The organism is Pseudoduganella ginsengisoli (assembly GCF_009720865.1).
Taxonomy (GTDB): Bacteria; Pseudomonadota; Gammaproteobacteria; order Burkholderiales; family Burkholderiaceae_D; genus Rugamonas; species Rugamonas ginsengisoli.
The window spans coordinates 279,581-301,395 of sequence record NZ_WNLA01000004.1; the positions used below are offsets into that span (position 1 = coordinate 279,581).

General features: G+C 60.4%; 21 protein-coding genes and 3 tRNA genes. 13 read left to right on the forward strand and 11 right to left on the reverse strand.

From position 1 onward, the window contains the following. Position 1 precedes the first annotated feature (1 nt). The 8 genes from GM668_RS09645 to GM668_RS09680 all read left to right on the forward strand — a co-directional run bounded on the left by GM668_RS09645 (position 2) and on the right by GM668_RS09680 (position 5,590). Positions 2–1,792, forward strand: a complete 1,791-nt coding sequence (locus tag GM668_RS09645) for a cytochrome c oxidase subunit I (RefSeq protein WP_155438719.1) — start codon at positions 2–4, stop codon at positions 1,790–1,792. Continuing rightward, positions 1,789–2,439, forward strand: coding sequence for a cytochrome c oxidase subunit 3 family protein (locus GM668_RS09650; RefSeq protein WP_155438720.1), 651 nt, complete (start codon positions 1,789–1,791; stop codon positions 2,437–2,439). The genes GM668_RS09645 and GM668_RS09650 overlap by 4 nt, the downstream gene beginning before the upstream one ends. A 3-nt stretch (positions 2,440–2,442) precedes the next feature. Next, entirely contained in the window at positions 2,443–3,111 is a 669-nt protein-coding gene (locus GM668_RS09655) for a heme-copper oxidase subunit III family protein (protein WP_155438721.1), read from the forward strand. A gap of 8 nt (positions 3,112–3,119) precedes the next feature. After that, positions 3,120–3,437 carry a cytochrome C oxidase subunit IV family protein gene (locus GM668_RS09660; protein ID WP_155438722.1) on the forward strand — a complete coding sequence of 106 codons (318 nt, stop codon included), beginning with the start codon at positions 3,120–3,122 and terminating at the stop codon, positions 3,435–3,437. A gap of 58 nt (positions 3,438–3,495) precedes the next feature. After that, positions 3,496–3,571 (forward strand) — tRNA-Glu (locus GM668_RS09665). Positions 3,572–3,599: 28 nt separating this feature from the next. Then, positions 3,600–3,675, forward strand: a tRNA-Glu gene (locus GM668_RS09670). Positions 3,676–3,726: 51 nt separating this feature from the next. After that, the gene (gene earP / locus GM668_RS09675) at positions 3,727–4,881 is read left to right on the forward strand and encodes an elongation factor P maturation arginine rhamnosyltransferase EarP (RefSeq protein WP_155438723.1); all 1,155 of its coding nucleotides are present in this window, start codon (positions 3,727–3,729) and stop codon (positions 4,879–4,881) included. A gap of 133 nt (positions 4,882–5,014) precedes the next feature. Then, a complete protein-coding gene (locus tag GM668_RS09680) occupies positions 5,015–5,590 on the forward strand; it encodes an elongation factor P (RefSeq protein ID WP_155438724.1) in 576 nt (191 codons plus the stop codon). A 69-nt stretch (positions 5,591–5,659) separates the two neighbouring features. Here the strand turns inward: GM668_RS09680 and GM668_RS09685 are convergent, their stop codons facing one another. Continuing rightward, positions 5,660–7,507, reverse strand: a complete 1,848-nt coding sequence (locus tag GM668_RS09685; RefSeq protein WP_155438725.1) for a DUF4214 domain-containing protein — start codon at positions 7,505–7,507, stop codon at positions 5,660–5,662. A gap of 177 nt (positions 7,508–7,684) precedes the next feature. On the opposite strand from GM668_RS09685, the gene GM668_RS09690 reads away from it, so the two are divergent. The 3 genes from GM668_RS09690 to GM668_RS09700 all read left to right on the forward strand — a co-directional run bounded on the left by GM668_RS09690 (position 7,685) and on the right by GM668_RS09700 (position 10,797). Beyond that, entirely contained in the window at positions 7,685–9,352 is a 1,668-nt protein-coding gene (locus GM668_RS09690; RefSeq protein ID WP_155438726.1) for an amidase, read from the forward strand. A 72-nt stretch (positions 9,353–9,424) separates the two neighbouring features. Then, positions 9,425–10,387, forward strand: a complete 963-nt coding sequence (locus GM668_RS09695; protein WP_155438727.1) for a threo-3-hydroxy-L-aspartate ammonia-lyase — start codon at positions 9,425–9,427, stop codon at positions 10,385–10,387. Positions 10,388–10,395: 8 nt separating this feature from the next. Next, positions 10,396–10,797, forward strand: a complete 402-nt coding sequence (locus GM668_RS09700; protein ID WP_155438728.1) for a hypothetical protein — start codon at positions 10,396–10,398, stop codon at positions 10,795–10,797. Here the strand turns inward: GM668_RS09700 and GM668_RS09705 are convergent, their stop codons facing one another. From GM668_RS09705 to GM668_RS09720, 4 genes are all read right to left on the reverse strand, one after another. After that, complete coding sequence (locus GM668_RS09705) at positions 10,798–11,184, reverse strand: VOC family protein (RefSeq protein ID WP_155438729.1); 387 nt, start codon at positions 11,182–11,184, stop codon at positions 10,798–10,800. 44 nt (positions 11,185–11,228) lie between these two features. Beyond that, complete coding sequence (dbpA, locus tag GM668_RS09710) at positions 11,229–12,641, reverse strand: ATP-dependent RNA helicase DbpA (protein WP_155438730.1); 1,413 nt, start codon at positions 12,639–12,641, stop codon at positions 11,229–11,231. Positions 12,642–12,770: 129 nt separating this feature from the next. Further along, positions 12,771–12,995, reverse strand: coding sequence for a hypothetical protein (locus GM668_RS09715; protein WP_155438731.1), 225 nt, complete (start codon positions 12,993–12,995; stop codon positions 12,771–12,773). Between the two features lie 122 nt (positions 12,996–13,117). Continuing rightward, positions 13,118–14,749 carry an acid phosphatase gene (locus GM668_RS09720; RefSeq protein ID WP_371868670.1) on the reverse strand — a complete coding sequence of 544 codons (1,632 nt, stop codon included), beginning with the start codon at positions 14,747–14,749 and terminating at the stop codon, positions 13,118–13,120. A 331-nt stretch (positions 14,750–15,080) separates the two neighbouring features. On the opposite strand from GM668_RS09720, the gene GM668_RS09725 reads away from it, so the two are divergent. Continuing rightward, complete coding sequence (locus GM668_RS09725) at positions 15,081–16,847, forward strand: GMC oxidoreductase (RefSeq protein WP_211923369.1); 1,767 nt, start codon at positions 15,081–15,083, stop codon at positions 16,845–16,847. Beyond that, positions 16,840–17,721 carry a cupin domain-containing protein gene (locus tag GM668_RS09730; protein WP_155438733.1) on the forward strand — a complete coding sequence of 294 codons (882 nt, stop codon included), beginning with the start codon at positions 16,840–16,842 and terminating at the stop codon, positions 17,719–17,721. The genes GM668_RS09725 and GM668_RS09730 overlap by 8 nt, the downstream gene beginning before the upstream one ends. Positions 17,722–17,758: 37 nt before the next feature. On the opposite strand, the gene GM668_RS09735 is transcribed toward GM668_RS09730, so the two are convergent. The 6 genes from GM668_RS09735 to GM668_RS09760 form a co-directional block, all read right to left on the reverse strand. Continuing rightward, positions 17,759–18,433, reverse strand: coding sequence for a hypothetical protein (locus GM668_RS09735; protein ID WP_170305564.1), 675 nt, complete (start codon positions 18,431–18,433; stop codon positions 17,759–17,761). Between the two features lie 62 nt (positions 18,434–18,495). Then, a tRNA-Met gene (locus tag GM668_RS09740) sits at positions 18,496–18,572 on the reverse strand. Between the two features lie 47 nt (positions 18,573–18,619). Beyond that, positions 18,620–19,771, reverse strand: a complete 1,152-nt coding sequence (locus GM668_RS09745; RefSeq protein ID WP_155438734.1) for a methyltransferase — start codon at positions 19,769–19,771, stop codon at positions 18,620–18,622. 80 nt (positions 19,772–19,851) lie between these two features. After that, positions 19,852–20,778 (reverse strand): hypothetical protein, encoded by a 927-nt coding sequence (locus tag GM668_RS09750; RefSeq protein ID WP_155438735.1) that lies wholly within the window; start codon positions 20,776–20,778, stop codon positions 19,852–19,854. Between the two features lie 78 nt (positions 20,779–20,856). Continuing rightward, positions 20,857–21,072 carry a hypothetical protein gene (locus GM668_RS09755; protein ID WP_155438736.1) on the reverse strand — a complete coding sequence of 72 codons (216 nt, stop codon included), beginning with the start codon at positions 21,070–21,072 and terminating at the stop codon, positions 20,857–20,859. 44 nt (positions 21,073–21,116) lie between these two features. Continuing rightward, positions 21,117–21,587 (reverse strand): putative metalloprotease CJM1_0395 family protein, encoded by a 471-nt coding sequence (locus GM668_RS09760; protein WP_155438737.1) that lies wholly within the window; start codon positions 21,585–21,587, stop codon positions 21,117–21,119. Positions 21,588–21,815: the final 228 nt, after the last annotated feature.

Genomic DNA, 21,815 nt, shown 5'->3' on the forward strand with positions numbered 1-21,815 from the left:
GATGGCGGATGACGGACAAGAGCGCGAACACGCGCATGGCCACGATCATGGGCCGCAAAGCTGGGTCACGAAATATGTGTGGAGCCAGGACCATAAGGTCATTGCCGTCCAATATACGGTGACAGCGGTCTTTGTCGGCCTGGTGGCGCTGGTACTGTCGGACTTGATGCGCCTGCAGCTGGGCTATCCGGGCAAGTTTGCATTCATCGATGCGCAGCGCTATTACCAGTTCATCACCATGCACGGCATGATCATGGTCGTGTATCTGCTGACCGCCTTGTTCCTCGGCGGTTTTGGCAATTACCTGATTCCGTTGATGGTGGGCGCGCGGGACATGGTGTTCCCCTTCCTGAATATGCTGAGCTACTGGTTTTACCTGGCGTCCGTGCTGATTTTGCTGGGCAGTTTCTTTGTGCCGGGCGGGCCGACCGGCGCCGGCTGGACCCTGTATCCGCCGCAGGCCATTTTGCCGGGTACGCCTGGCGTCGACTGGGGCATCGTCGCCATGCTGATTTCACTGGTGGTGTTCATTGCGGCAGCCACCATGGGCGGGCTCAATTACGTGACGACCATCTTGCAGGCCCGCACGCGCGGCATGACGCTGATGCGCATGCCGCTGACGGTGTGGGGTATTTTCATCGCCACCATCCTTGCGCTGCTGGCTTTTCCCGCGCTGTTTGTCAGCGGCGTCATGATGCTGTTCGATAAGGCGCTGGGTTCCAGCTTCTTCATGCCGGCTGTCGTGTCAATGGGCCAGCACCTCGCCCATAAGGGCGGCAGTCCGCTGCTGTTCCAGCACTTGTTCTGGTTCTTCGGGCATCCGGAAGTGTATATCGTGGCGCTGCCGGCGTTTGGCATCATTTCCGACCTCGTCAGCGTACATGCGCGCAAGTGCATCTTTGGCTACCGCATGATGGTGTGGGCGATCGTCATGATCGGCGGGCTGAGTTTTGTCGTGTGGGCGCACCATATGTATGTCAGCGGCATGCATCCGTGGTTTGGGTTCTTCTTTGCCACGACGACGCTGATCATTGCCGTGCCCACGGCGCTGAAAGTCTATAACTGGACATTGACGCTGTGGCGCGGCGATATCCACTTGACGGTACCCATGCTGTTTGCGCTGGGCTTTATCAGTACGTTCGTGCTGGGCGGCGTTACGGGCTTATTCCTTGGTAATGTCAGCGTCGATATTCCCTTATCGAATACGTACTTTGTCGTTGCGCACTTCCATATGGTGATGGGCGTCTCGCCTGTGCTGGCCGTGTTTGGCGGGCTGTATCACTGGTTCCCGAAAATGAGCGGACGCATGTTCAACGAAGCGCTGGGCAAGCTGCATTTCTGGGTCACGTTCATTGGCGCCTATGCGATTTTCTTCCCCATGCACTACCTGGGCATCCTAGGCATGCCGCGCCGCTACTATGCCTATGAAAATTACAGTTTCATTCCACCCTCCGCGCAAGTGATGAATGAATTCATTACTGTGGCCGCACTGATCGTCGGCGTGACGCAACTGGTGTTTGTGTTTAATTTTATCTACAGCACCTTCCGTGGCCAGCCTGCCGGCGGAAACCCGTGGCGCGCAGCCAGCCTCGAATGGTTCACGCCGCAAACGCCGCCCGTGCATGGCAACTGGGGAGCGGAATTGCCAGTGGTATACCGCGGCGCCTATGACTATGGGCATCCGGGTGAGGGCACGGATTATTTGCCGCAAACGACGGGACCGGATGACGGTGATGGCCACGCTGCGCGGCCAGCCGTGGTTCCCGGTTTAAGCGAAGGGAAGCCCGCATGAATACACTTGTCCATGCTGCCGGTAGCGCGGTGTTGCCGGCCGCGACTTATGCGGCGCGGCGCGCGGGGCTGTGGGTGTTTCTTGGTGTGGTCACGTCGCTGTTCCTGCTGTTTGGCGTTGCCTATGTGATGCGCATGGCGGCTGCGGACTGGCAGCCGTTGCGCTACGTACCGTGGCAACTGTGGCTCAGCACAGGATTGCTGGCTGCCGCCTGTATTGCGTGGGAAACGGCGCGGCGCCACGCTCACGATGCGGGCGGGCGGCGCGCCGGTGTTGCGGGGTGCGTGCTATCGGTGGCTTTCCTTTGTGCGCAGTGGTGGTCATGGCAAGCCATGATGGATATGCAATACCGCGTCGACGGCAATCCTGCTGATAGCTTCTTTTTCATGCTGACGGGCTTGCACGGCTTGCACGTGATGGGCGGCTTGCTGGCGGCCGCGCTGGCGGCGAGAGCGCTGGTGCAGGGCGAGGCCATGGGTGGGCTGGCGCGCTACCGGCTGGCGGGCACCATTGCGCTGTGTGCGCAGTACTGGCATTACTTGCTGGGCTTGTGGCTGGTGCTGTTTGCGTTGCTGTTTTGGGTCACGCCGGATGTCGTGCAGGCCGTGTGTGACAGTGTCGGGCTGCGTCCGCCGCAATCGAGGTGAGCCATGGATACACAAACCAATACACAAGGCGGCTGGCAAAGCGTGGTGGGCGATTTGTCGGGAGATAAAGAGGCGTACCGCGTCCCATGGGGCAAGTTGATGATGTGGATCTTCCTGCTCAGTGATACATTCATTTTCGGCAGCTTCCTGACTGGCTACATGACGGTGCGGCTGGGCGCGACGCAAGCGTGGCCAAATCCCAGCGAGGTCTTCGCGCTGACCATTGCGGGCCATACATTGCCGCTGATCTTGATTGCCATTATGACCTTCGTGCTGATCACCAGCAGCGGCACGATGGCGATGGCGGTCAATTATGCCTACCGTGGCGACCGCAAAGTGGCAGCGCGGCTGATGGTGGTGACGGCGCTGTTTGGCGCACTGTTTGTCTGCATGCAGGCATTTGAATGGAGCAAGCTAATCCATGAAGGCGTGCGGCCGTGGGCCAACCCCATGGGCGCCGCGCAATTCGGCTCGTGCTTTTTCATGATCACGGGATTCCATGGCATGCACGTGTCGGCCGGCGTGATGTATTTGCTGATCGTGGCGCGGCGCCTGGCCACGGGGCACTATGACCATGGCGGCAAGTACGACATTGTCGAGATTGCAGGGTTGTACTGGCACTTCGTGGACCTGGTGTGGGTGTTCATCTTTGCACTGTTTTACCTGTGGTAGGAGGCGCCATGGCTAACGATACTGTCCATGCCCAGCACCCGATCGGCGTCTACTTCAAGATTTGGGGCTGGCTGTTTGTGCTCAGCACGTTTTCATATCTGGTTGATTACTTCCACGTGCAAAGCTATCTGCGCTGGACCTTGATCCTTTTATTGATGATGTTGAAAGCAGGCTTGATCGTCGCATTCTTCATGCACTTGAAATGGGAGCGGCTGACGCTGATTTACACCATCATTGTGCCGCCGCTGGCCTTGCTGGTACTGGTCGCGTTGATGCTGATCGAAGGCGGTCACACCTACCTGACCCGCATGGCTTTTTTCAATTGAGCCTGCAACCTTGATATTCATCAACGGTGCGTGCTAAAATGCGCGCACGCTTCACGACGTCCCCATCGTCTAGAGGCCTAGGACATCACCCTTTCACGGTGAGTACCGGGGTTCGAATCCCCGTGGGGACGCCAAGTTATTGATGCGTAGTGCAAGTCCAGGGTCCCCATCGTCTAGAGGCCTAGGACATCACCCTTTCACGGTGAGTACCGGGGTTCGAATCCCCGTGGGGACGCCAAAGTTTAGAATGAAGCCGCCTAGTGCGGCTTTTTTCATTTGAGCCACTGCCATGTCCCTTACTCTTTCGGTTTTTTGCAAAGTCGTCGACAACTATGGCGACATCGGCATTTGCTGGCGCCTGGCGCGGCAATTGGCGGTCGAGCATGGTGTTGCTGTCACCTTGTGGGTCGATGATCTGGCCAGTTTCCGCAGGATTTGCCCGTCAGTGGATGTGGCCGCTGCCACGCAAACCATTGAAAGCGTTGCAGTCCGCCATTGGTGCACGCAGGATGGACAATTCCAGTCAGCAGACATCGCCAATATCGTCATTGAATTTTTTGGCTGCGATATTCCACCTGGCTATATCGAAGCCATGGCGCAGTGCGAGCCCCGTCCCGTTTGGCTGAACCTGGAAGGCTTGACGGCGGAAGAGTGGGTGGAAGGCTGCCACACGCTGCCGTCGTCCCATCCGCGGTTGCCGTTAACCAAACATTTCTATTTCCCTGGTTTTACCGGCAAGACTGGCGGGTTGCTGCGCGAAACCGGGCTGGCGGTTGCGCGACATGCGTTCCAGCATGATGGTACGGTGCGCAGCGCCTTCCTGTCCAGGCTTGGCATGACGCAGCAAGAACAGCAGGCATTGCTGGTGTCGCTGTTTTGCTACCCGTATGCGCCAGTCTTCGCATTGCTGCAGGCGTGGCAGCACGGTGGGCAGCCGGTGACGTGCGTGGTGCCGGAAGGCGTCGCGGCCGATGCTGTGCAAGCATTCTTCGGCAAGCCTGTGAAAGCCGGCGACGTGGCCACGCATGGCGCGTTGACATTGCGCGTGCTGCCATTTATTCCGCAGCCGGATTACGACCGCTTGCTGTGGGCCTGCGACTTGAATTTTGTCCGCGGCGAGGATTCGTGGGTGCGTGCGCAATGGGCCGGCAAGCCGTTCGTGTGGCATATCTATGCGCAAGATGAAAACTTGCACCACAAGAAATTGCGCGCATTCCTGCAACGTTATTCAGATGGCCAGCCGGCGCTCGACGATTTTTCACTGTGCTGGAATGGCGCCGCCGATGCCGATGCCGAAGGGCAGGGCGGCTGGGCTGCACGGTGGCAGCGTTTGCATGCTGCCTTGCCATCGCTGGCGGCGCGCGCCGCTGTGTGGGAACAGCAAATGCTGGCGCATGGCGACCTGGCGTCCAATCTGCTCCAGTTCGCGAACTCGCTGCGGTAGACGCTCATCGAAAAAACCGGCATAATGTGCGGTTACTCTGCAACGTATTTTTATCCGATCAAACCTGGGCTGGCGGCGCGAGCCAACAAGCGCAGATGATTTTTACGCAACCTACTTTTTAAGTAAACTCGCTATGAAACCCGCAAAAGAAATTCGTGTTGGCAACATCATCATGGTTGACGCCAAGCCATTCATCGTTCTGCGTTCCGACGTCAACGGTTCGAGCCGCACGGGCTTCACCTACAAGTGGAAGATGAAAAACCTGCTGACGAACGCTCCGCTGGAAAACGTCTTCCGTGGCGACGACAAGTTCGACGTGGTCGTGCTGGACAAGAAGCCAGTCACCTACTCGTACTTCGCTGACCCGCTGTACGTCTTCATGGACGAAGAGTACAACCAGTACGAAATCGAAGAAGAAAACCTGGGCGAAGCCATCAACTACCTGAAAGACGGTATGGAATGCGAAGCCGTGTTCTACGACGGCAAGGCAATTTCCGTGGAACTGCCAACCACCATCGCTCGTAAGATTGTTTACTCGGAGCCAGCAGTCAAAGGCAACACGTCGGGCAACGTCTTGAAAGACGCGAAGATCGAAAACGCGATCGAATCGAAATCCTTCACCATCCAGGTTCCACTGTTCGTGAGCCAGGACGACGTGATTGAAATCGACACCCGTACCCACGAGTACAAGAAAGTCGTGCGTAACTAATCTGCGCTGACTGCATAAAAAAACGCTGCAAGCTTTGCAGCGTTTTTTTTCGCCCGTACTACCGGCAAATCAGCCGGCCCATGGCGTGAACGCCATGCCGTTTTGCATCGTACCGACCAGCGCAGCCTGGTTTTCCGCGCTGTCGGCAAAATACGCCAGCACTTGCGATTGCGTGACTTTGCCGGCATCCATGACATTGAGCCAATAGTTGTAGCCCGCCGCTTCCGGCGCGCGGTGCAGCACGTGCTGATAGAACTCCGTCAGCACGTCGGCATTTTTCGGTGCGATGCCAAATCTGGCCTGGGCTTCCTCGCTGGCCATGAACCAGTACGCCACGTCAAAGCGGTTGAGGCCCTGGTCCATTTTGTTGATCCAATAGCCGAAGCCGGCCGCATCCGGCGCGCGGTCAAAGGCGGCCTGGTAGATCCGGTACGCGCTGCCTGCCGTGCCATTGACGTCATACGCGATGTCGGCATTGGCGAAATGCAGGCGTTCGACATTGGCCAGGATATCCGTGCCATCGACGCCCGTGCTGTCGGTGACGGTCAAGCCGCCGGCGCCGCGCGTGACCGTGTAATTGGCCCGCGCACCCTGGAACACCACGGTATCGGCCCCGCCGCCGCCATCGATGACGTCATTGCCGCCCAGCCCGGAAATACGGTCGGCGCCCTGGTTGGCGTTGATCACGTCGGCGCCCGTGCCGCCTGCGATGGTCTGGCCCGCCGTATCGCCAAAGCCCGCGCCCACATTGACTTTCACGAGATTGCGCACGTCCGATGCCTTGCCGGCGGTGTATTTGTAATTCGTATACAGCACGGTGAGGCTGTCCGCGGCCAGCGCGCCACCTTCCGCATAGTTGTAATCATCGGCGCCGCCCGATTGCGACAGGCGCGATACCGCACCGGATTGCATATCCTTGATAAAGATGTCCGTCTTGCCATCCGTATCGCCGGGCGTGAAGCTGGCCGTACTGGAAAACACCACATAGCGGCCATCGGCGGAAATCGATGCATCGCCGGAATCGCCCGTCACTTGCATGCCGTCGGCCGTGGTGGAAACGCGCACGGTTTGTCCCGTTTGCAAATCCTTGCGGAACACGTCGCGCGTGCCGTTGGTGTCATCATCGACCAGGTTGCTGGCTTCACTGGCGAAGACGACGTAACGGCCATTGGCGGAAAACGTGGCGTGGTCGCTGTTGCCATTGCCGGCATTGCCGAACGAATCCGTGCTGATGCGCTGCAAGCTGGCCGTTGCCGTGTCTTTGACGAAGATGTCCGCATAGCTGTTGTCGTTCGGGACGAGGTTGGTCGCATAGCTGGTGAAGGCCACCAGCTTGCCATCGCTGGAAATCGCGATGTCCTTGCTGTCGGCATCGGCCTGGACCCCGGCTGCCGTGGTGGAGATATTCCGCACGGCACCCGTTTGCAAATCTTTGACGAATACGTCATCGTGTCCATTGGTATCGGTTGCCACCAGGTTGGTGGCCTTGCTGAGGTAAGCCACATAGCGGCCGTTTCCGGAAATCGCCGCATTGTAGCTATGGCCATTGGCATCAGCGCCGCTGCTGTTGGTGGAAGCATTGACCAGTGTGCCCGTCGCGATGTTTTTCACCATCACGTCGACCAGGGCATTGTTGCTGCTGGCATATTGGAATGCGATGGTCTGGCCGTCCGTGCTGAGGCTGACACCGGATGAGGCGCCCGCTAACGGCGCGGTGCTGCCGGCGCCGGACGATACCAGCGAGATGGAATTTGATTGCAAGTCGCGCACATAGACGTCGCTGGCGAGGTTGCCATCAGAGCCGCTCAAGTCCTGGTTGGTGGTGAATGCGGCATAGCGGCCATTGCCGGATAAGCGGGGGCCGATGTCGGTAGCGGAAACACTGCTTTGGATGATAGTTGATGTATTCGCTTGCATTATCGTAAGAAAAGTGTCTTAAAGGTTGTCGAAATTTGGCCGATAAATTGTGCATCAATCAATACAAAAACCGCCGCACGGTACTGTTGAGCAACCTCTGGACATAGCGACAGAGTGAAATCGGGCTGCGGATGCGGCGGGGCATGCGCCCCGCGATGCACCAGGCCTGGAGCTGGCATGGATCGTAGGGACTTTGTCCGGATGGGGCTGGCGGCCGGTGCCGCTGCCGGCCTGCCGCGCACCGGCGCGGCAACCACGGCATTGCCGCCGGACGCGGCGGTTTCGCCTGCGCCGGTTGCGGCGCCATCGGTGCAGGCTGCCACGCCCGCATCCATGTATAAACCCGGCATCCTCGATGCCGGCGTGATGGCGCAGCAAGAATTAATGGCTGCGCACAAACTGACGTCGCATGCGCTGACGTCGCAATATCTTGCGCGTATTAAAAGCGTGGATAAGTCCGGCCCCCGCCTCAATGCCGTGATTGAACTCAATCCCGAAGCGCTGAAGATTGCCTTGGACATGGACCGCGAGCGGCTGCACCGCAAAGTGCGCGGGCCGCTGCACGGCATTCCCGTGCTCATCAAAGACAACATTGCCACAGGCGACCGCATGTGCACGACAGCCGGTTCGCTGGCGCTGGCCGGCGTCAAGGCGGCGCGCGACGCGTGTATCGTGGCGCGCCTGCGGGCGGCGGGCGCTGTCATTATCGGTAAAACCAATTTGTCGGAATGGGCCAATATGCGCTCATCGCAGGCGGTCAGCGGCTGGAGTGCGCGAGGCGGATTGACGCGCAACCCGTATGCGCTGGACCGCAATTGCAGCGGTTCCAGTTCGGGTTCCGCGGCAGCGGTGGCGGCCGCATTGGCGACAGTTGCTGTCGGCACCGAGACCGATGGCTCCATCGTGTCGCCCGCATCGATTTGCGGGCTGGTGGGGATCAAGCCGACCTTGGGCTTGATCAGCCGCAGCGGCATCATTCCCATTGCGCAGGCACAGGATACGGCCGGCCCCATGGCGCGCAGCGTAGCCGATGCCGCGCTAATGCTGACCGCCATGGCGGGCTGCGATCCGGATGACCCTGTTACTGAGGGCTGCCGTGGCCGCACGTGTGATTATGCGCAAGCGCTCGATACCAAAGCGCTGCAGGGCAAGCGGCTGGGCGTGGCGCGCAATTTCTTTGGCCACCGCGCCGATATCGATGCGCTCATTAATGCATCGCTGCGCGTACTGCAGGCGCAGGGTGCAACGCTGGTGGACGTGCACGTGCCGAACGTGAGCCGCTACGATGAAACGGAAATGGATGTGCTGCTGTATGAATTCAAGGCCGGGCTGGCGTCGTACCTGAGGCAATATGCGCCCGATGCGGCCGTGCAGGATATGGCGGCCGTGATTGAGTTCAACCGCCGCAACAGCGCGCAGGAAATGCCGTATTTCGGCCAGGACGTGCTGGAGCGGGCGCAGGCGAAAGGGGGGCTCGATGAACAGGCATACCTCGACGCGCTGGCGCACAACCACCGCTATGCGCGCGATGAAGGGATCGACCAGGTGCTGGCGGAACACCAGCTCGATGGGCTGGTGGCGCCGACCGGCAGCATCGCGTGGCTGACGGACTTCATTTCCGGCGACAATTCCGGCATGAGTTTTTCATCGCCTGCCGCCGTGGCGGGCTATCCGCACATTACCGTGCCGGCCGGGTATGTGCATGGCTTGCCAGTCGGCTTGTCGCTGGTGGGGGCGCCCTACAGCGACGCCAGCCTGATCGGCATGGCCTATGCGTTTGAACAGGCGACGCACCACCGCAGGGCGCCACAGTTCCCTGCCACGATTTCACCAGGGATGGCATAAGTGGTTTGACGTAAGCGGCGGGCTTGGCTTATGCTGCATCGGCACTGAACCAGGTTATATCGACAGGACGCCATGCTGACACTGCCCACCTATGACGACGTGGCTGCCGCTGCCCAGCGGATAGCCGGCCATGCGCACCGCACCCCGGTGCTGACTTCCCGTACTGCCGACGATGACGTTGGCGCGCAACTGTACTTCAAATGTGAAAACTTGCAGCGCATGGGTGCGTTCAAGTTCCGCGGCGCGTACAACGCACTGTCGCGTTTCACGGAACAGCAGCGCAAGGCCGGAGTCGTGGCTTTCTCGTCGGGCAACCATGCGCAAGCCATTGCATTGTCGGCCCGCCTGCTGGACATTCCCGCCACCATCGTGATGCCGGAAGACGCACCGGCCGCGAAAGTCGCCGCCACCAGAGGCTATGGCGGCAAAGTCGTGCTGTACAACCGCTATACGGAAGACCGCGAAGCCATCGGCCGCCAGCTGGCGGAACAGCATGGCATGACCTTGATTCCGCCATATGACCATCCGGACGTGATTGCCGGGCAGGGCACGGCCGTCAAGGAATTGATCGATGAAGCGGGCGCGCTGGATGTGCTGTTCGTGCCGCTAGGAGGCGGCGGCCTGCTGTCCGGCTCTGCGCTGGCGGCGCGCGAGCTGGCCCCGGGTTGCCGCATTATCGGCGTGGAACCGGAAGCGGGCAACGATGGCCAGCGCTCGTTCGAGAGTGGCAGCATCGTGCACATCGATACGCCAAACACGATCGCCGATGGCGCGCAGACGCAGCACCTGGGCAATATCACGTTCGGCATCATCCAGCGCGACGTGGACGACATCGTCACGGCGACGGATGCGGAACTGGTTGACGCGATGCGCTTTTTTGCGTCGCGCATGAAGATCATCGCGGAGCCGACCGGATGCCTGGGGTTGGCGGCAGCCCGCGCGCGGCGCGACGAATTGCGCGGCAAAAAAGTCGGCATTGTCATCAGTGGCGGCAATGTCGATATGGAGCGCTTTTGCGCGTTGCTGAGCAGTTAGCCGGCCCCATGGCGGACTTGCCTTTCCCCATCCGCAAAGAATGTCCGCCTGGCGCATGCGTGTGCCAGCGGGACGATTTGCTGGACAAGCCGGACGCGGACCTGACGATCCTGCGGCTGACGAAGGAAGAGGAAAAGCGTCTGTGCGAGCGCATTGAAGCGATTGAAACGTATGAAGAATTGCTGCGCGTTAGCGCAAAACTGCAGCAACAGCTAGGCATCGTGCTGACCATCGAGCCGGGCGACAATGAAGTGCGCACGGTGATGGGCTTGACCATCGAACTGGCTGAAAAGAAGGGCTTGTGCCGCAAGACGCGCGAAGCGATCCCCGCGGCGATCCGGCGCTGCATGAAGCGCAAGCCGGAAATTATTTATGCGCTATTGAATTCGCGCGACCTGTTTGGTTTGTAATCAGAGCGGCTGCACCAGGTTGATCAGGTTGCCGCACGTATCTTCAAACATCACGCCAATAATCGGCCCCATGTTATTGGGCTCGCCCCGGAATACGACCCCCAGGTCTTTCAGGCGCTGGTATTCCTTATGGATGTCGCTGGTCAGAAAAGCCGTGGCAGGAATCCCCGCGGCATACAGCGCCGTCTGGTAAGCGTGGGCAGGCGGGAAGCCAATGGGTTCCAGCACCAGTTCCACGCCATCGGCGCCTTCCGGCGACGTCACCGTCAGCCAGCGGAACTGGCCCATGGGGATATCGTTTTTGACCGTGAAGCCCAGGACATTGGTATAAAAGGCCAGCGCCTTGTCCTGGTTATCCACCATGATGCCCGATAAACCGATCCGCATAGCGCTCTCCTGTCAAACAGCCCGATCAGGCAACTGTAGCAGATTTATACTTCCACGAAGCGCATCTTGAAGTTGCGGCCCTTGAAGCTGCCAAAGTCGGCGCCGGCGCGGCTGCCTTGCGTCAGGCGGCCAAACGCATCCCACGCCACGCGGCGGTCCAGCGCCACATAGGTGTTGAATTCAAGGACGCTGATCTTGCCCACTTGTTCCTTGCTGAGGCCGCCATCGCCCGTCAATGCGCCCAGCACGTCGCCCGGACGCAGCTTGTCTTTTTTGCCGGCCAGGATGCACAGGGTCATCATCGGCGCCGGATCCGCAACGGTATCTTCATTGTCCGGCAATTCGTCCAGGCTATGCCATTGCACCGGTGCGCCCTGGTATTCCTCGATCAGCTTGACCCATTTCTTTTCATTGGGCGCGCACAGCGACAGCGCCAGGCCCTGTTCATCGCCACGGCCCGTGCGGCCAATGCGGTGAATGTGGACTTCCGTATCTTTCGACACGTCGACGTTGATGACCGCTTCCAGGTTTGAAATATCGAGGCCGCGCGCCGCCACGTCGGTGGCCACCAGCACGGTTGCGCTGCGGTTCGAGAACAGCACGAGGATTTCATCGCGTTCGCGCTGTTCCAGTTCGCCATACAGCGCCAGCGCTGTAAAGCCATCGGCGCGCAGCGATTCCACCAGTTCGCGGCAATGCACTTTGGTATTGCAGAAGGCAATCGCGGAGGCCGGGTTGAAGTGTTTCAGCAGGCGGCCGACGGCCTTGTCGCGGTCGTCGTAATCCACTTCATAGAAACGCTGCTCGATCTTGCTGTTGTCGTGCTGCGCTTCAATGATGACTTCGACGGGATCGGCCAGGAACGGTTCCGTGGCGGCGCGGATATCGTCCGGATACGTGGCCGAGAACAGCAGCGTCTGGCGGCGCTTCGGGCACGCTGACACGATACCCGCGATTTCGTCGTAGAAGCCCATGTCCGTCATGCGGTCCGCTTCATCCAGCACCAGGGTGCCGACCGTCGACAAGTCGATGGTCTGGCGGCTGATGTGGTCGCGGATGCGGCCCGGCGTGCCCACCACGATGTGCGCGCCATGTTCCAGCGACGCGATTTGCGGCCGCATCGGCATGCCGCCCGTCAGCACGAGGATTTTCACGTTGCCGACGCCGCGCGCCAGGCGGCGCAATTCATTGGCCACCTGGTCCGCCAGTTCGCGTGTCGGGCACAGCACCAGCCCTTGCGTGGCAAACCATGCCGGGTTCAGTTTATTGAGCATGCCGATGCCGAACGCCGCCGTCTTGCCGCTGCCGGTGGCGGCTTGCGCCAGCAAGTCGCGGCCTTCCAGCACGGAGGGCAGGCTGGCGGCCTGGATCGGCGTCATTTGCTTGTAGCCGAGCACGTCGAGGTTGGCGATGAACGCGGAAGACAGGGGCAGGGTATGGAAGGCGGTGGACGTCATGGCGGGGCAGTAAGTTAGAGGGTAGGCGGCGCCGTTCAGTTTGCCGCGTTTGCGGCATGGACGGCAAGGTGAAATTCCCGCAGGGGGGCATTCCGGTTGCTGATCGGCGACGGCAGCTGGTAGGCTAGGTCAGTCTTTTTGCCAAACCGGCAAACCAGTCAAATCCAGGCCCTCGTCGCGCTTCCACACTGGCAAGCCCGTCGTGTCGGTCTCTTCCAGCAGCTCAAGTTGAACCTGTTTCATGGCAGCGCGACGCACGCGCGGAGGCGGCGGGCGTTTCGGCTCCGGCTCCATCGGCGCGGCCGGGTCAAAGCCCGGCAAATCAAACGTCGCGTTGTCTTTTTTATCTCTCATGCAAAACAAAAGCCCGGCTGCAAGAGTCGGGCTTGGCAATTTAAAGCGGCATGGAGTGTATCACATGCCGCTGTACAGGCATAGCGTAGGCCGGATTAGCGCAGCGTAATCCGGCATCAGGGTTAGCGAAAGCTCAATGCCCCCGTCAAGTCGCCCGGTGGTTGCGCATTACGCGCGGCAAACGCGTCATTGCGCACTTTGATACCGTCCAGCAGCGGCAAACCATGCAGGCGCGAAATGAAGCGCAAGATCGACGTGGTGTCGTAAAAACTGTGGTCCACCGCGCCTTTTTTCGCATACGGTGACACGATGATCGCGGGAACGCGCGAGCCCGGGCCCCAGCGGTCGCCTTGCGGCGGCGCCACGTGGTCCCACCAGCCGCCATTTTCATCGAACGTAATGATGACCACCATGTCTTTCCATTGCGGCGACTTTTGCAGGTGGGCGATGACGTTGGTGATGTGCTGGTCGCCCGATTCCACGTCAGAGTATCCGGCGTGCAAGTTCAAATTGCCTTGCGGCTTATAGAACGTCACGGCAGGCAGCCTGCCCGCCACCACGTCGGCCAGGAATTTGTTCGACATGGGACTGTCGCCCAGGCCGCCATCGCGCAAGTGTTCGGCACGGGCGCGCGTGCCGGGTGCAAATTGCGTGAAGTAATTGAATGGCTGGTGGTGGTACTGGAAATTCGGTTTCGGCCCGCCGCCCTTGGCATCGAGGGCCGCCTGCATGCCGGCGCCATACCAAGCCCAGCTGACGCCTTTCGCCGACAGCAAGTCGCCGATCGTGTCATAGCTTTGCGGCGGCTGGTAATACGCTTCATCGGAGCTCGCCAGGTTCGGGTCGCCACCGGGCGCAGGCTTGATCCAGCTGGGCTGGTAGGGCGGCGCCATCGTGTTGACCACGTAGCCGTCCGGCGTGATGGAACCATCGTTGACGTACACGGGTTTGCCTTCCAGCGCGGATTTCGGGCTGTCCGGCGCAATGGCCAGGCGGACGCCCGCCGGGCCATCGGCCAGTACGCAGATTTTCTTTTTCGCGGCTGATTGCGCGGCATTGCGGAATTCCGCCGGGCGGGCGCTGATGAGGAATTGGTGGTTCAAGTAAGAGCCGCCAAACGCTGCCATGAAGAAGTTGTCGCACAGCGTGTACTGGCGCGCCAGCTGGTACAGGCCCAGGTTTTTCGACGTTTCGCCATAGCGGCCCATCACCATGCCGCCGGTATTGCCCCACGCGACGAAGCCGTCATTCTTGCCGCCATTGATTTGCATCTGGTTTTGATAAAACAAGTGCCACAGGTCGCGCGTAATGACCGCTTCCGGCAATGGCTTGCCGTCCGGCGTGCTCAATTTAAAGGGCGCGTTCGGCAAATCCTTGATGTCATCTTCCTTGATTTCATACTTGATGCCGCCGATGGTCTGCGCATCCGGCACCATGCCGCCCCATACCTTGGGCAGCGATGGCAATACCGAACCGTCGTAATCCTTTTGCTGGTATTGCGAAGGCGCCAGCGCGGACAGCGGGGACGCGAGGCCGGGGAAGTCGGCAAACAAGTTATTGAAACTGCGGTTTTCCAGGTAAATGACGACCACGTTTTTCACGTGTTCTTTCAGCTTGTCGTCCAGCGATACCGCCTTGGCGGCTGGCTTGGCGTCAACCGTGGCGGCAGGCAGGGTGGCGGCAATGCCGGTGGCGGCGGCTGCCTGGAAAATGCGGCGGCGGGAAGGCAATTCCGGTGCGTTGTTGTCGGTCACGCGCGGCTCCTGTCGAGAAATTTTTACAAGTGGCAAAGTGTAGCACCAGCAACAGCCAAATTCGTTGCAGCCATGCAAACAGTACAAAACGTTACATGGCTGCCATGTTGCCTTTTGCCTACAAGTTGCAGATTGATAATGTTGAGCGCCGAAAAAGATTGCCGGATGCAAGCTGTTTTAACGGCAGGGCGTATGGCATATAGGCACAAACTTGTATGGTGAAATGCATTGTTGCCTGAAAAATAAATCATTTGCCTCAGGAAATCCGCACGTACTACGCTGGCCTGACCGGCCATGTGGCCGGCCCAACAATGGATAACAGGAGACAAGTATGAGCGCTGCCGCATCGGACAAACTGCAACACGGCTTCCCCACGCCAGGTCCGCAATCGCCCACCGGCCAGGAAGTCATGGATCACTTGTTTTTCCTTTCCAATGCCGGCTGGAAGCAGGCGCGGGAAACGGTGCCCTATGACCACGTGATTGTCGGTTCCGGCTTTTGCGCGCTGGCCTTTGCGCAGCGCACCCGCGAAAAATATCCGACGGCGAAAATCCTCATTGTCGAACGCGGCGCGTTCTTCTTGCCGGAACACTTCCAGAACTTGCCGCTGCCATTCAAGAACACGATCGGCGGCCTGTCGGAAACGTTCCCATGGACCCTGTCTGCCAAAACCGTGGCCGGGACGGCGGACCAGCAGCGCTACATTCACTGGCAGCATGGCATGGTGCCATTCTTTGGCGGCCGCTCGACCTTGTGGTCGGCGTGGTGTCCGCGCCCGAACCGCGATGAAATGGATGGCTGGCCCGGCGCCACCATCAGCGCGGCCCACGAATACTTTGGCAGTGCGGAAAAACTGCTGCGCGTGCGCAAAGTCGACCAGGTGGACAAGGACTTGAGCGCAGCGGAAACGCAGGTGGTCGCCAGGACCCGCCCCGTGTACGGCGCATTGCAAAAAGCCGTGCAGACCCTGCTGGAAGAAAAGCGCACGACAATACCGGGTGTGTACCGCACGGAAGCGGCGCCGCTGGCGTGCGACGCGGAAAGTCTCGATGGCATCGATTTCCAAAAATTTTCCACGCCAGGCGATTTGCTGGCGCTGGCCGGCGTGCGTTTGGGCGAGGCGGGCAGCGCGGGTGGCTGTATCGATATCGCGACCCACTGCGAGGTGGAAAAAATCATCCAGCAAGATGGCACGGCCACGGCGCTGCAGACATCGCGCGGCATCTTGCCGCTGGGGAGCGCCAACCTGATCCTGGCCATGGGCACCTTGCCGCCGGCCACGCTGGTGCGCAATTCCTTCCCCGATGCGCCGAATGTGGGCGAACGGTTTACCGCGCACTTTATTACCGCCATCGTCGCGCGCGTGCCGAAAGCATTGCTGGACCCGAATGGCGAATTCGGCGACCTGGAACTGGGCGCGTGCTATGTGGCGGGTGTGGCCGATGGCGACTACAAGCAGCAATTCCACATTCAATTGTCGGCGCTGTCGGACAAGAACCCGAAACAGAATGCCGGCACGGCCTTGCGCTACATGCCGGACGTGGTGGCCACGGCTACCCAGACGCAGCTGGAAACGTCGCCGGACCACGTGGTGTTTGTGTGCGCCGTGCTGGGCGAACTGGATTACCGCAACCGCGACAACTGGTTCCGCACCAACCCGCAGGATGGCAACCTGGTCACCAATTCGCTGCTGCAAATCCAGGAAAGCGCCGCAGACCAGAAAACCTGGGATGCGATGGATAACGCCACCTTCGACGTGCTGGAGCGTGTACTGGGCAAGGGCGCCGGCCAAACCGAATACTGGTTTGGCACGCCGGAACCGTCCAATCCCGATGCGGGCTATTGGGCCAGCGCGCGCCCCTCTGTTGCCCAGCGCCGGGTTTCCGGCCTCGTGCATGAAGGGTCGTCGCTGTATATCGGCGAAGAGCAGGATGCGCCGGTCGATACCGACTACAAGCTGCGCGGCAGCTCGAATGTCTACGTGACGGGCGGCGGCCTGTGGCCACAGGGCGGTTCGTGGAATCCCACGATGACGATGGTGGCGCTGGCGCAAGACTTGGCGGACAAGCTGGGCCGGAAAGGTCAGGGCCATGCTTGAGACTTTATTGAAAACCGATCCGCCCATGACAGTGGAAGATGTCATGGATAAATGCGACGGCATTTATCTGTGCTTCAAGGATAAAAATTCCACCTTCTTGTGGTGCAACGAAAACTTTGCCAGGCTCACGGGACAGACCAAGGATGACATCATCGGCAAGGTCGACCAGCGCGCCGAGCACGTCAAGTTCGACCAGCAAGTCATGGCCAGCGGCAAGCCCGTGCTGAACCTGCATGAAAGCATTACCGTGCCGGATGGCCAGGGCGGCATGCGGGAAGTGCAGATCGTCACGCAAAAGGGCCTGCTGCGCCAGCCTGGCACCGGCGACATTATCGGCATTACCGTCTGCTTTGCTTTGCAGGAAAGTGCCGATGACTGGATCGGCAAGCTGGGCTTGAAGCAGATTGATTTGGGCGGCTACTTTGCTCCGGCAGCCGATTCGGGCGACAGCGCACTGAAATTTGCGCTGCCGGAACGGTACAACGGCGACCGGCGCCATTACTCCACCAATTACTACCTGCTGAGGGATCCGCAAGTGTTGCAGCTGCACAGCCTGAACCAGGATGAGCAATGGTTTTACCATGCGGGCAATCCGATACGCCTGCATTGCTTTACGCCGGACGGGCGCTATCTGACCATGGACGTGGGGTCGGACCTGTCGCGCGGGCAAGCCTTGCAGGCTGTGGCCCCGCACGGCAGCTGGTTTGGCGGTGAAATCCTGGAGGGCGGCTATGGCTTGTTTGGCTGCAGCCTGGCGCCGGGATGGGCGCCGGCGGACTCACTCCGGCCGACCGTGCAGCAACTGGCGCAGCTGAAGGCGCAATTCCCGCAGCAGGCCGATGTCATCGGCCGGTTAAGTACCCCGGCGCTGTGATGTGGCGTACGCCGGCCCGCAGCACCGGGGCCGGCGGTTAGCGTGCCGCAGGCGGGCGGAATTCCAGCAATCCCCGCTGATACGTTTCCCTGACTTCCGCAATGGGCTGGTGTTCGCGTGTGTACAGCACGGCGCTGTGTTCAAACAGGGCGTCAGGGATCGCCATGCGGGCCGCGCTGGCTGCGGCCGGCGGGGGGCTGTTTTCCCAGTGTTCCGGCAATGGCGACCACAGGGTTGTCGCCGCATACGTGCGGCGGTAGGGCGCCAGCGGCAAGACGGCTTTGCCAAACGGCGTGTCGGTTTCTTCCAGCAAGCGGTTCATGGCCGGCGTCAGGCGGCTGGGGACGTACCAGTTGTCTGCTTCGGACAGCAAGTGTTCGCCACAATACAGTTGCACACGGCGGTATTGGATGGGCGTGTCCGGCGCCACCTCCAGCCGTGCGCGCAATTCCGCTGTGGCGGGTTTATCTGTGCCGCGCAACAGGCGCGCGACGACTTTGGGTTCGGCGGCCATCGCATGGTCGCCGCACCATTTTTCCAGCGACAGCGTGGCGCTGGTGCTGGCCAGGATATTGGCGTTCAAGGTTTGCAGCAGCGCCTGGGCTTGCAGGCGGGCCATGTCATTGTCGGGCCATGCAGGCGGTTCGGCGGCGCAGGCTGTGGCGGTTGCCAGCAACAGTGCGCCGGCCCAGTGGGAAAATGTTCGCTGCACGGTTTTCTCCGCGAATGCAAAAAGCCGTTGATCTCGGCTGAAATCAACGGCTTTTTAGTATCTGGTTGCGGGGACAGGATTTGAACCTGTGACCTTCGGGTTATGAGCCCGACGAGCTGCCAGACTGCTCCACCCCGCGTCTGAGCCCGCTATTATATAGACCCGATATGCAATCCGCAAGGGTCATTATGCGGTTTCTAGTTTCCACAGCGATGTGACCTCGGCGGCACGGGCCGCGTGCAGCGGATCGGACGCATCCGTGGCTTTGCCGTGCGTCGGGCGCACGTCGTGGCGCTGCTTGACTTTCAGCCCGGCTGCAGCGATCCATTCCAGCAATTGCTCACGCGGGCGCAATCCCAGGTGCTCGGCCAGGTCGGACAAGATCAGCCAGCCTTCGCCGCCTGGCAGCAAATGGTCTTTCAAACCGGCCAGGAAGCCGCGCAGCATGGCGCTGTCCGGGTCGTACACAGCATATTCAATGGGCGAGCTGGGGCGGGCAGGGACCCATGGCGGATTGCACACGACGAGATTGGCGCGGCCTTCCGGGAACAAATTGGTTTTCAACAGTTCCACTTGTTCATTGACGCCCAGCAGCGCCAGGTTTTCCTTCGCACACGACAGTGCGCGCGGGTCTTGGTCGGTGGCAATGATGCGGGGAATGCCGCGCCTGGCCAGCACGGCCGACAGGACGCCCGTGCCGACGCCGATATCAAACGCGAGTTTCGTATTGGCCGGCAGCGGGACGTCATTGACCAGCGCCACATATTCGCCCCGCACGGGCGAGAACACGCCATAGTGCGGATGGATGCGCTCGCCCAATGCGGGAATCATGACGCCATTGCGGCGCCATTCATGCGCGCCGATCAGGCCCAGCAATTCGCGCAGCGATGCAATGAACGGCTGTTCGCCTTTGCCATACGCTTCATTGCATGCCTGCTTGACGTCCGGTGCGCGGCGCAGCGGGATCGTGTAATCCGCATCGAAAGGAATCAGCAGCATGGCCAATGTGCGGCCCCGCTGCGATTGCGCCTGACGGTGCAGGTGGAACGCTTCCGTTGGCGTGGCCGGTACTTTGACAGCCTTGGATTTTTTCGGCTTGCCGCTGCGGTCGGCGCGGCGTGCAAGCGCTTGCAGCAATTGTTTCGCGTTCTGGTAATCGCCGCGCCACAGCAGCGCCGTTCCTTCGCAGGCAAGGCGGTAGGCGGTATCGGCATTGGTCGTGTCGTCGGCAATGGCGACCCGCTTGGGCGGCGGCATGCCGCTTTCGGAACGCCAGCGGGCGGAGTGCTGTTCGCCGTTTTCTGTCCAGTGGATGAGTTGAGGCGCGGAGGAGTCCATAAGTTCTTCTTGTTAGGTAAACGCAAAACCGCCGCGCAATGGCGGCGGTTCGTGGGGCCCTATTATAAGGGACCGGCGTCTCAGCTGGTTTTTTCCGGCGTTGCCACGACTGCCGGGGCAGCAGTTGCGGCAGGTTCTGCTGCCGGCGCAGTGGCGGCAGCAGCGCTGGCCACGGCATCGGCCTGCGCTTCGGCCAGCGCACCCGGCGTGGCAGGCAGCGCATCCTTGCCGTATGCGTTGGCGACGGCTTTGGCGCGGTCGGACGGGTGGTAAATATCTTGCTGTCCCTTGTTGTCCACCAGGTTCAGCAGGCGCAGCGACAGCGTGCCCAGCTTTTGGCCATTGCCGCCACCCTGGTCTTGCTGCACGACGTCGGACTTCAACGGCTTGTCGAACAGGCGGAACAAGTCTTGCAGGCTGCCCGGGAAGTGTATGTCCGGGAATTGCACGGCCGGCAGTGGATCGGCGGCCGAGCGGGGCGCCTGGCCATCTTTGCCAGGTACCGGGGCTGGCACGGACGTGCTCTTGCCTGCCGCAGCTTCCAGCGACCGGTCGTATTGCACTTCCACTTCGAAATCAAATTTGCGGCCATCGGCCGTCGTGATCGTGCCCTTGCCGATGAAATGCGAACTTTCCGACAGGCTGAACGCCGCCGCGTCCGATACGCGGCCGGCGCCTTCGCTGTGCTGGATACCGGCGGCAAACGTCGCCGACGTATCCAGGCTGACATCGTCAAAGGAAATCGTTGCATCCTTGCCGGCGTCGCCAAACAATTGCTGGGCAAACGTGCCCACCAGGTTTTGCGCCAGGTCGACTGTCGAATGGCCCAGTGATTCCACGCGCTGCTGCAAGTCAATGCCGTTTTTCGACAGCGACACGAGATCATTTTTTGCCTTGCTCACCGGCAACGCATCGTCCACGCCGTCGGCGCGAGGTTTATTCTCCGCCTGGGCAGGCAGGGCAGTGGGCAACAGCGAGCGGGAAGTCAGCGGGCTTAAATTGGTCATGGCAGCACCCGGCATGGGCTAATGTTAGGCTTTGTTTAATACATCGGCAAAATTCCGGTTTACTTGAGGGGCCGGTGATCAATGGTGGTGATGGTGGTGATGCACTTCACCGGTTTCCACGAACGACTTTACCGCATCTGCCTGGCCCGTGGCGTGCCGGCGCAATTCACCGCAAGCGCACAGGCCCTGGTAGGGCTGGACGTGCGAGCAAGCCGACACTTTTTGCAAATACAGCGTCACAGGTTTGTTGCATTTAACACACTTGAAAGTCAGGGTACGGGCTGGTTTGGACATGGTGAAAAGAATTCGGGTAAAACGCGGATTTTAGCATCCGCGCGTCAAGCCCGGACATCGATGGCTGGCCGTGGTTTAGCATCCGTCGAATATGCTTGCTGCAATTCAACTTGCGCTTCCCGTTCCATTTGCTGGGCCCGTGCGGCCACGCTGCGGTCTTGTCCGGATGGATCGGCTGGCGCCAGCGCCGCGGCCTGGATGCGTTCTGCCCGCGCAATGGTTTCCTGCGGCGTGCTGCCTGGGGACGTATTGATATTAACTTCGCCGCCCACCGCGTAATTGACGCCATTGGGTCCGCGCTGGTACGTGTAGGTGGGCCAGGACGTGGCCAGGCCGCCGGCTGCCGCCAGGTGCGCCTGTTCATGCTGGCGCACTTTCGTGTCGGACGCTTTCAGTTTGTCGATTTGCGCCTGCTGTTCCGGCGTCAGCTCCACTTTGTCCTGGCGTGCGGCTGCCTTGCCGGCCGGCGCGGCGGCAGGTGTGTACGGCGCGGCAGTGACGGCGCTGATACCCATGGCGGAACGAATGGCGAACGGTCAAACAACCTCTGACTAACGACAACAACATTGTAACAAGGTGTTGTATTCGGTCCCCGCACGTCAACTGGCCGGCAGCGCCCGCGTTGAACAATTACCGGATAACCGGGTTCATTCAATGAGGAACGCTGTGGAGCAATCGAAACAACCAAGCAAGGAAGCAGTGCGCCAGTGGTTGCGAAAAAACCTGGCGGAACGGCGTCCGCC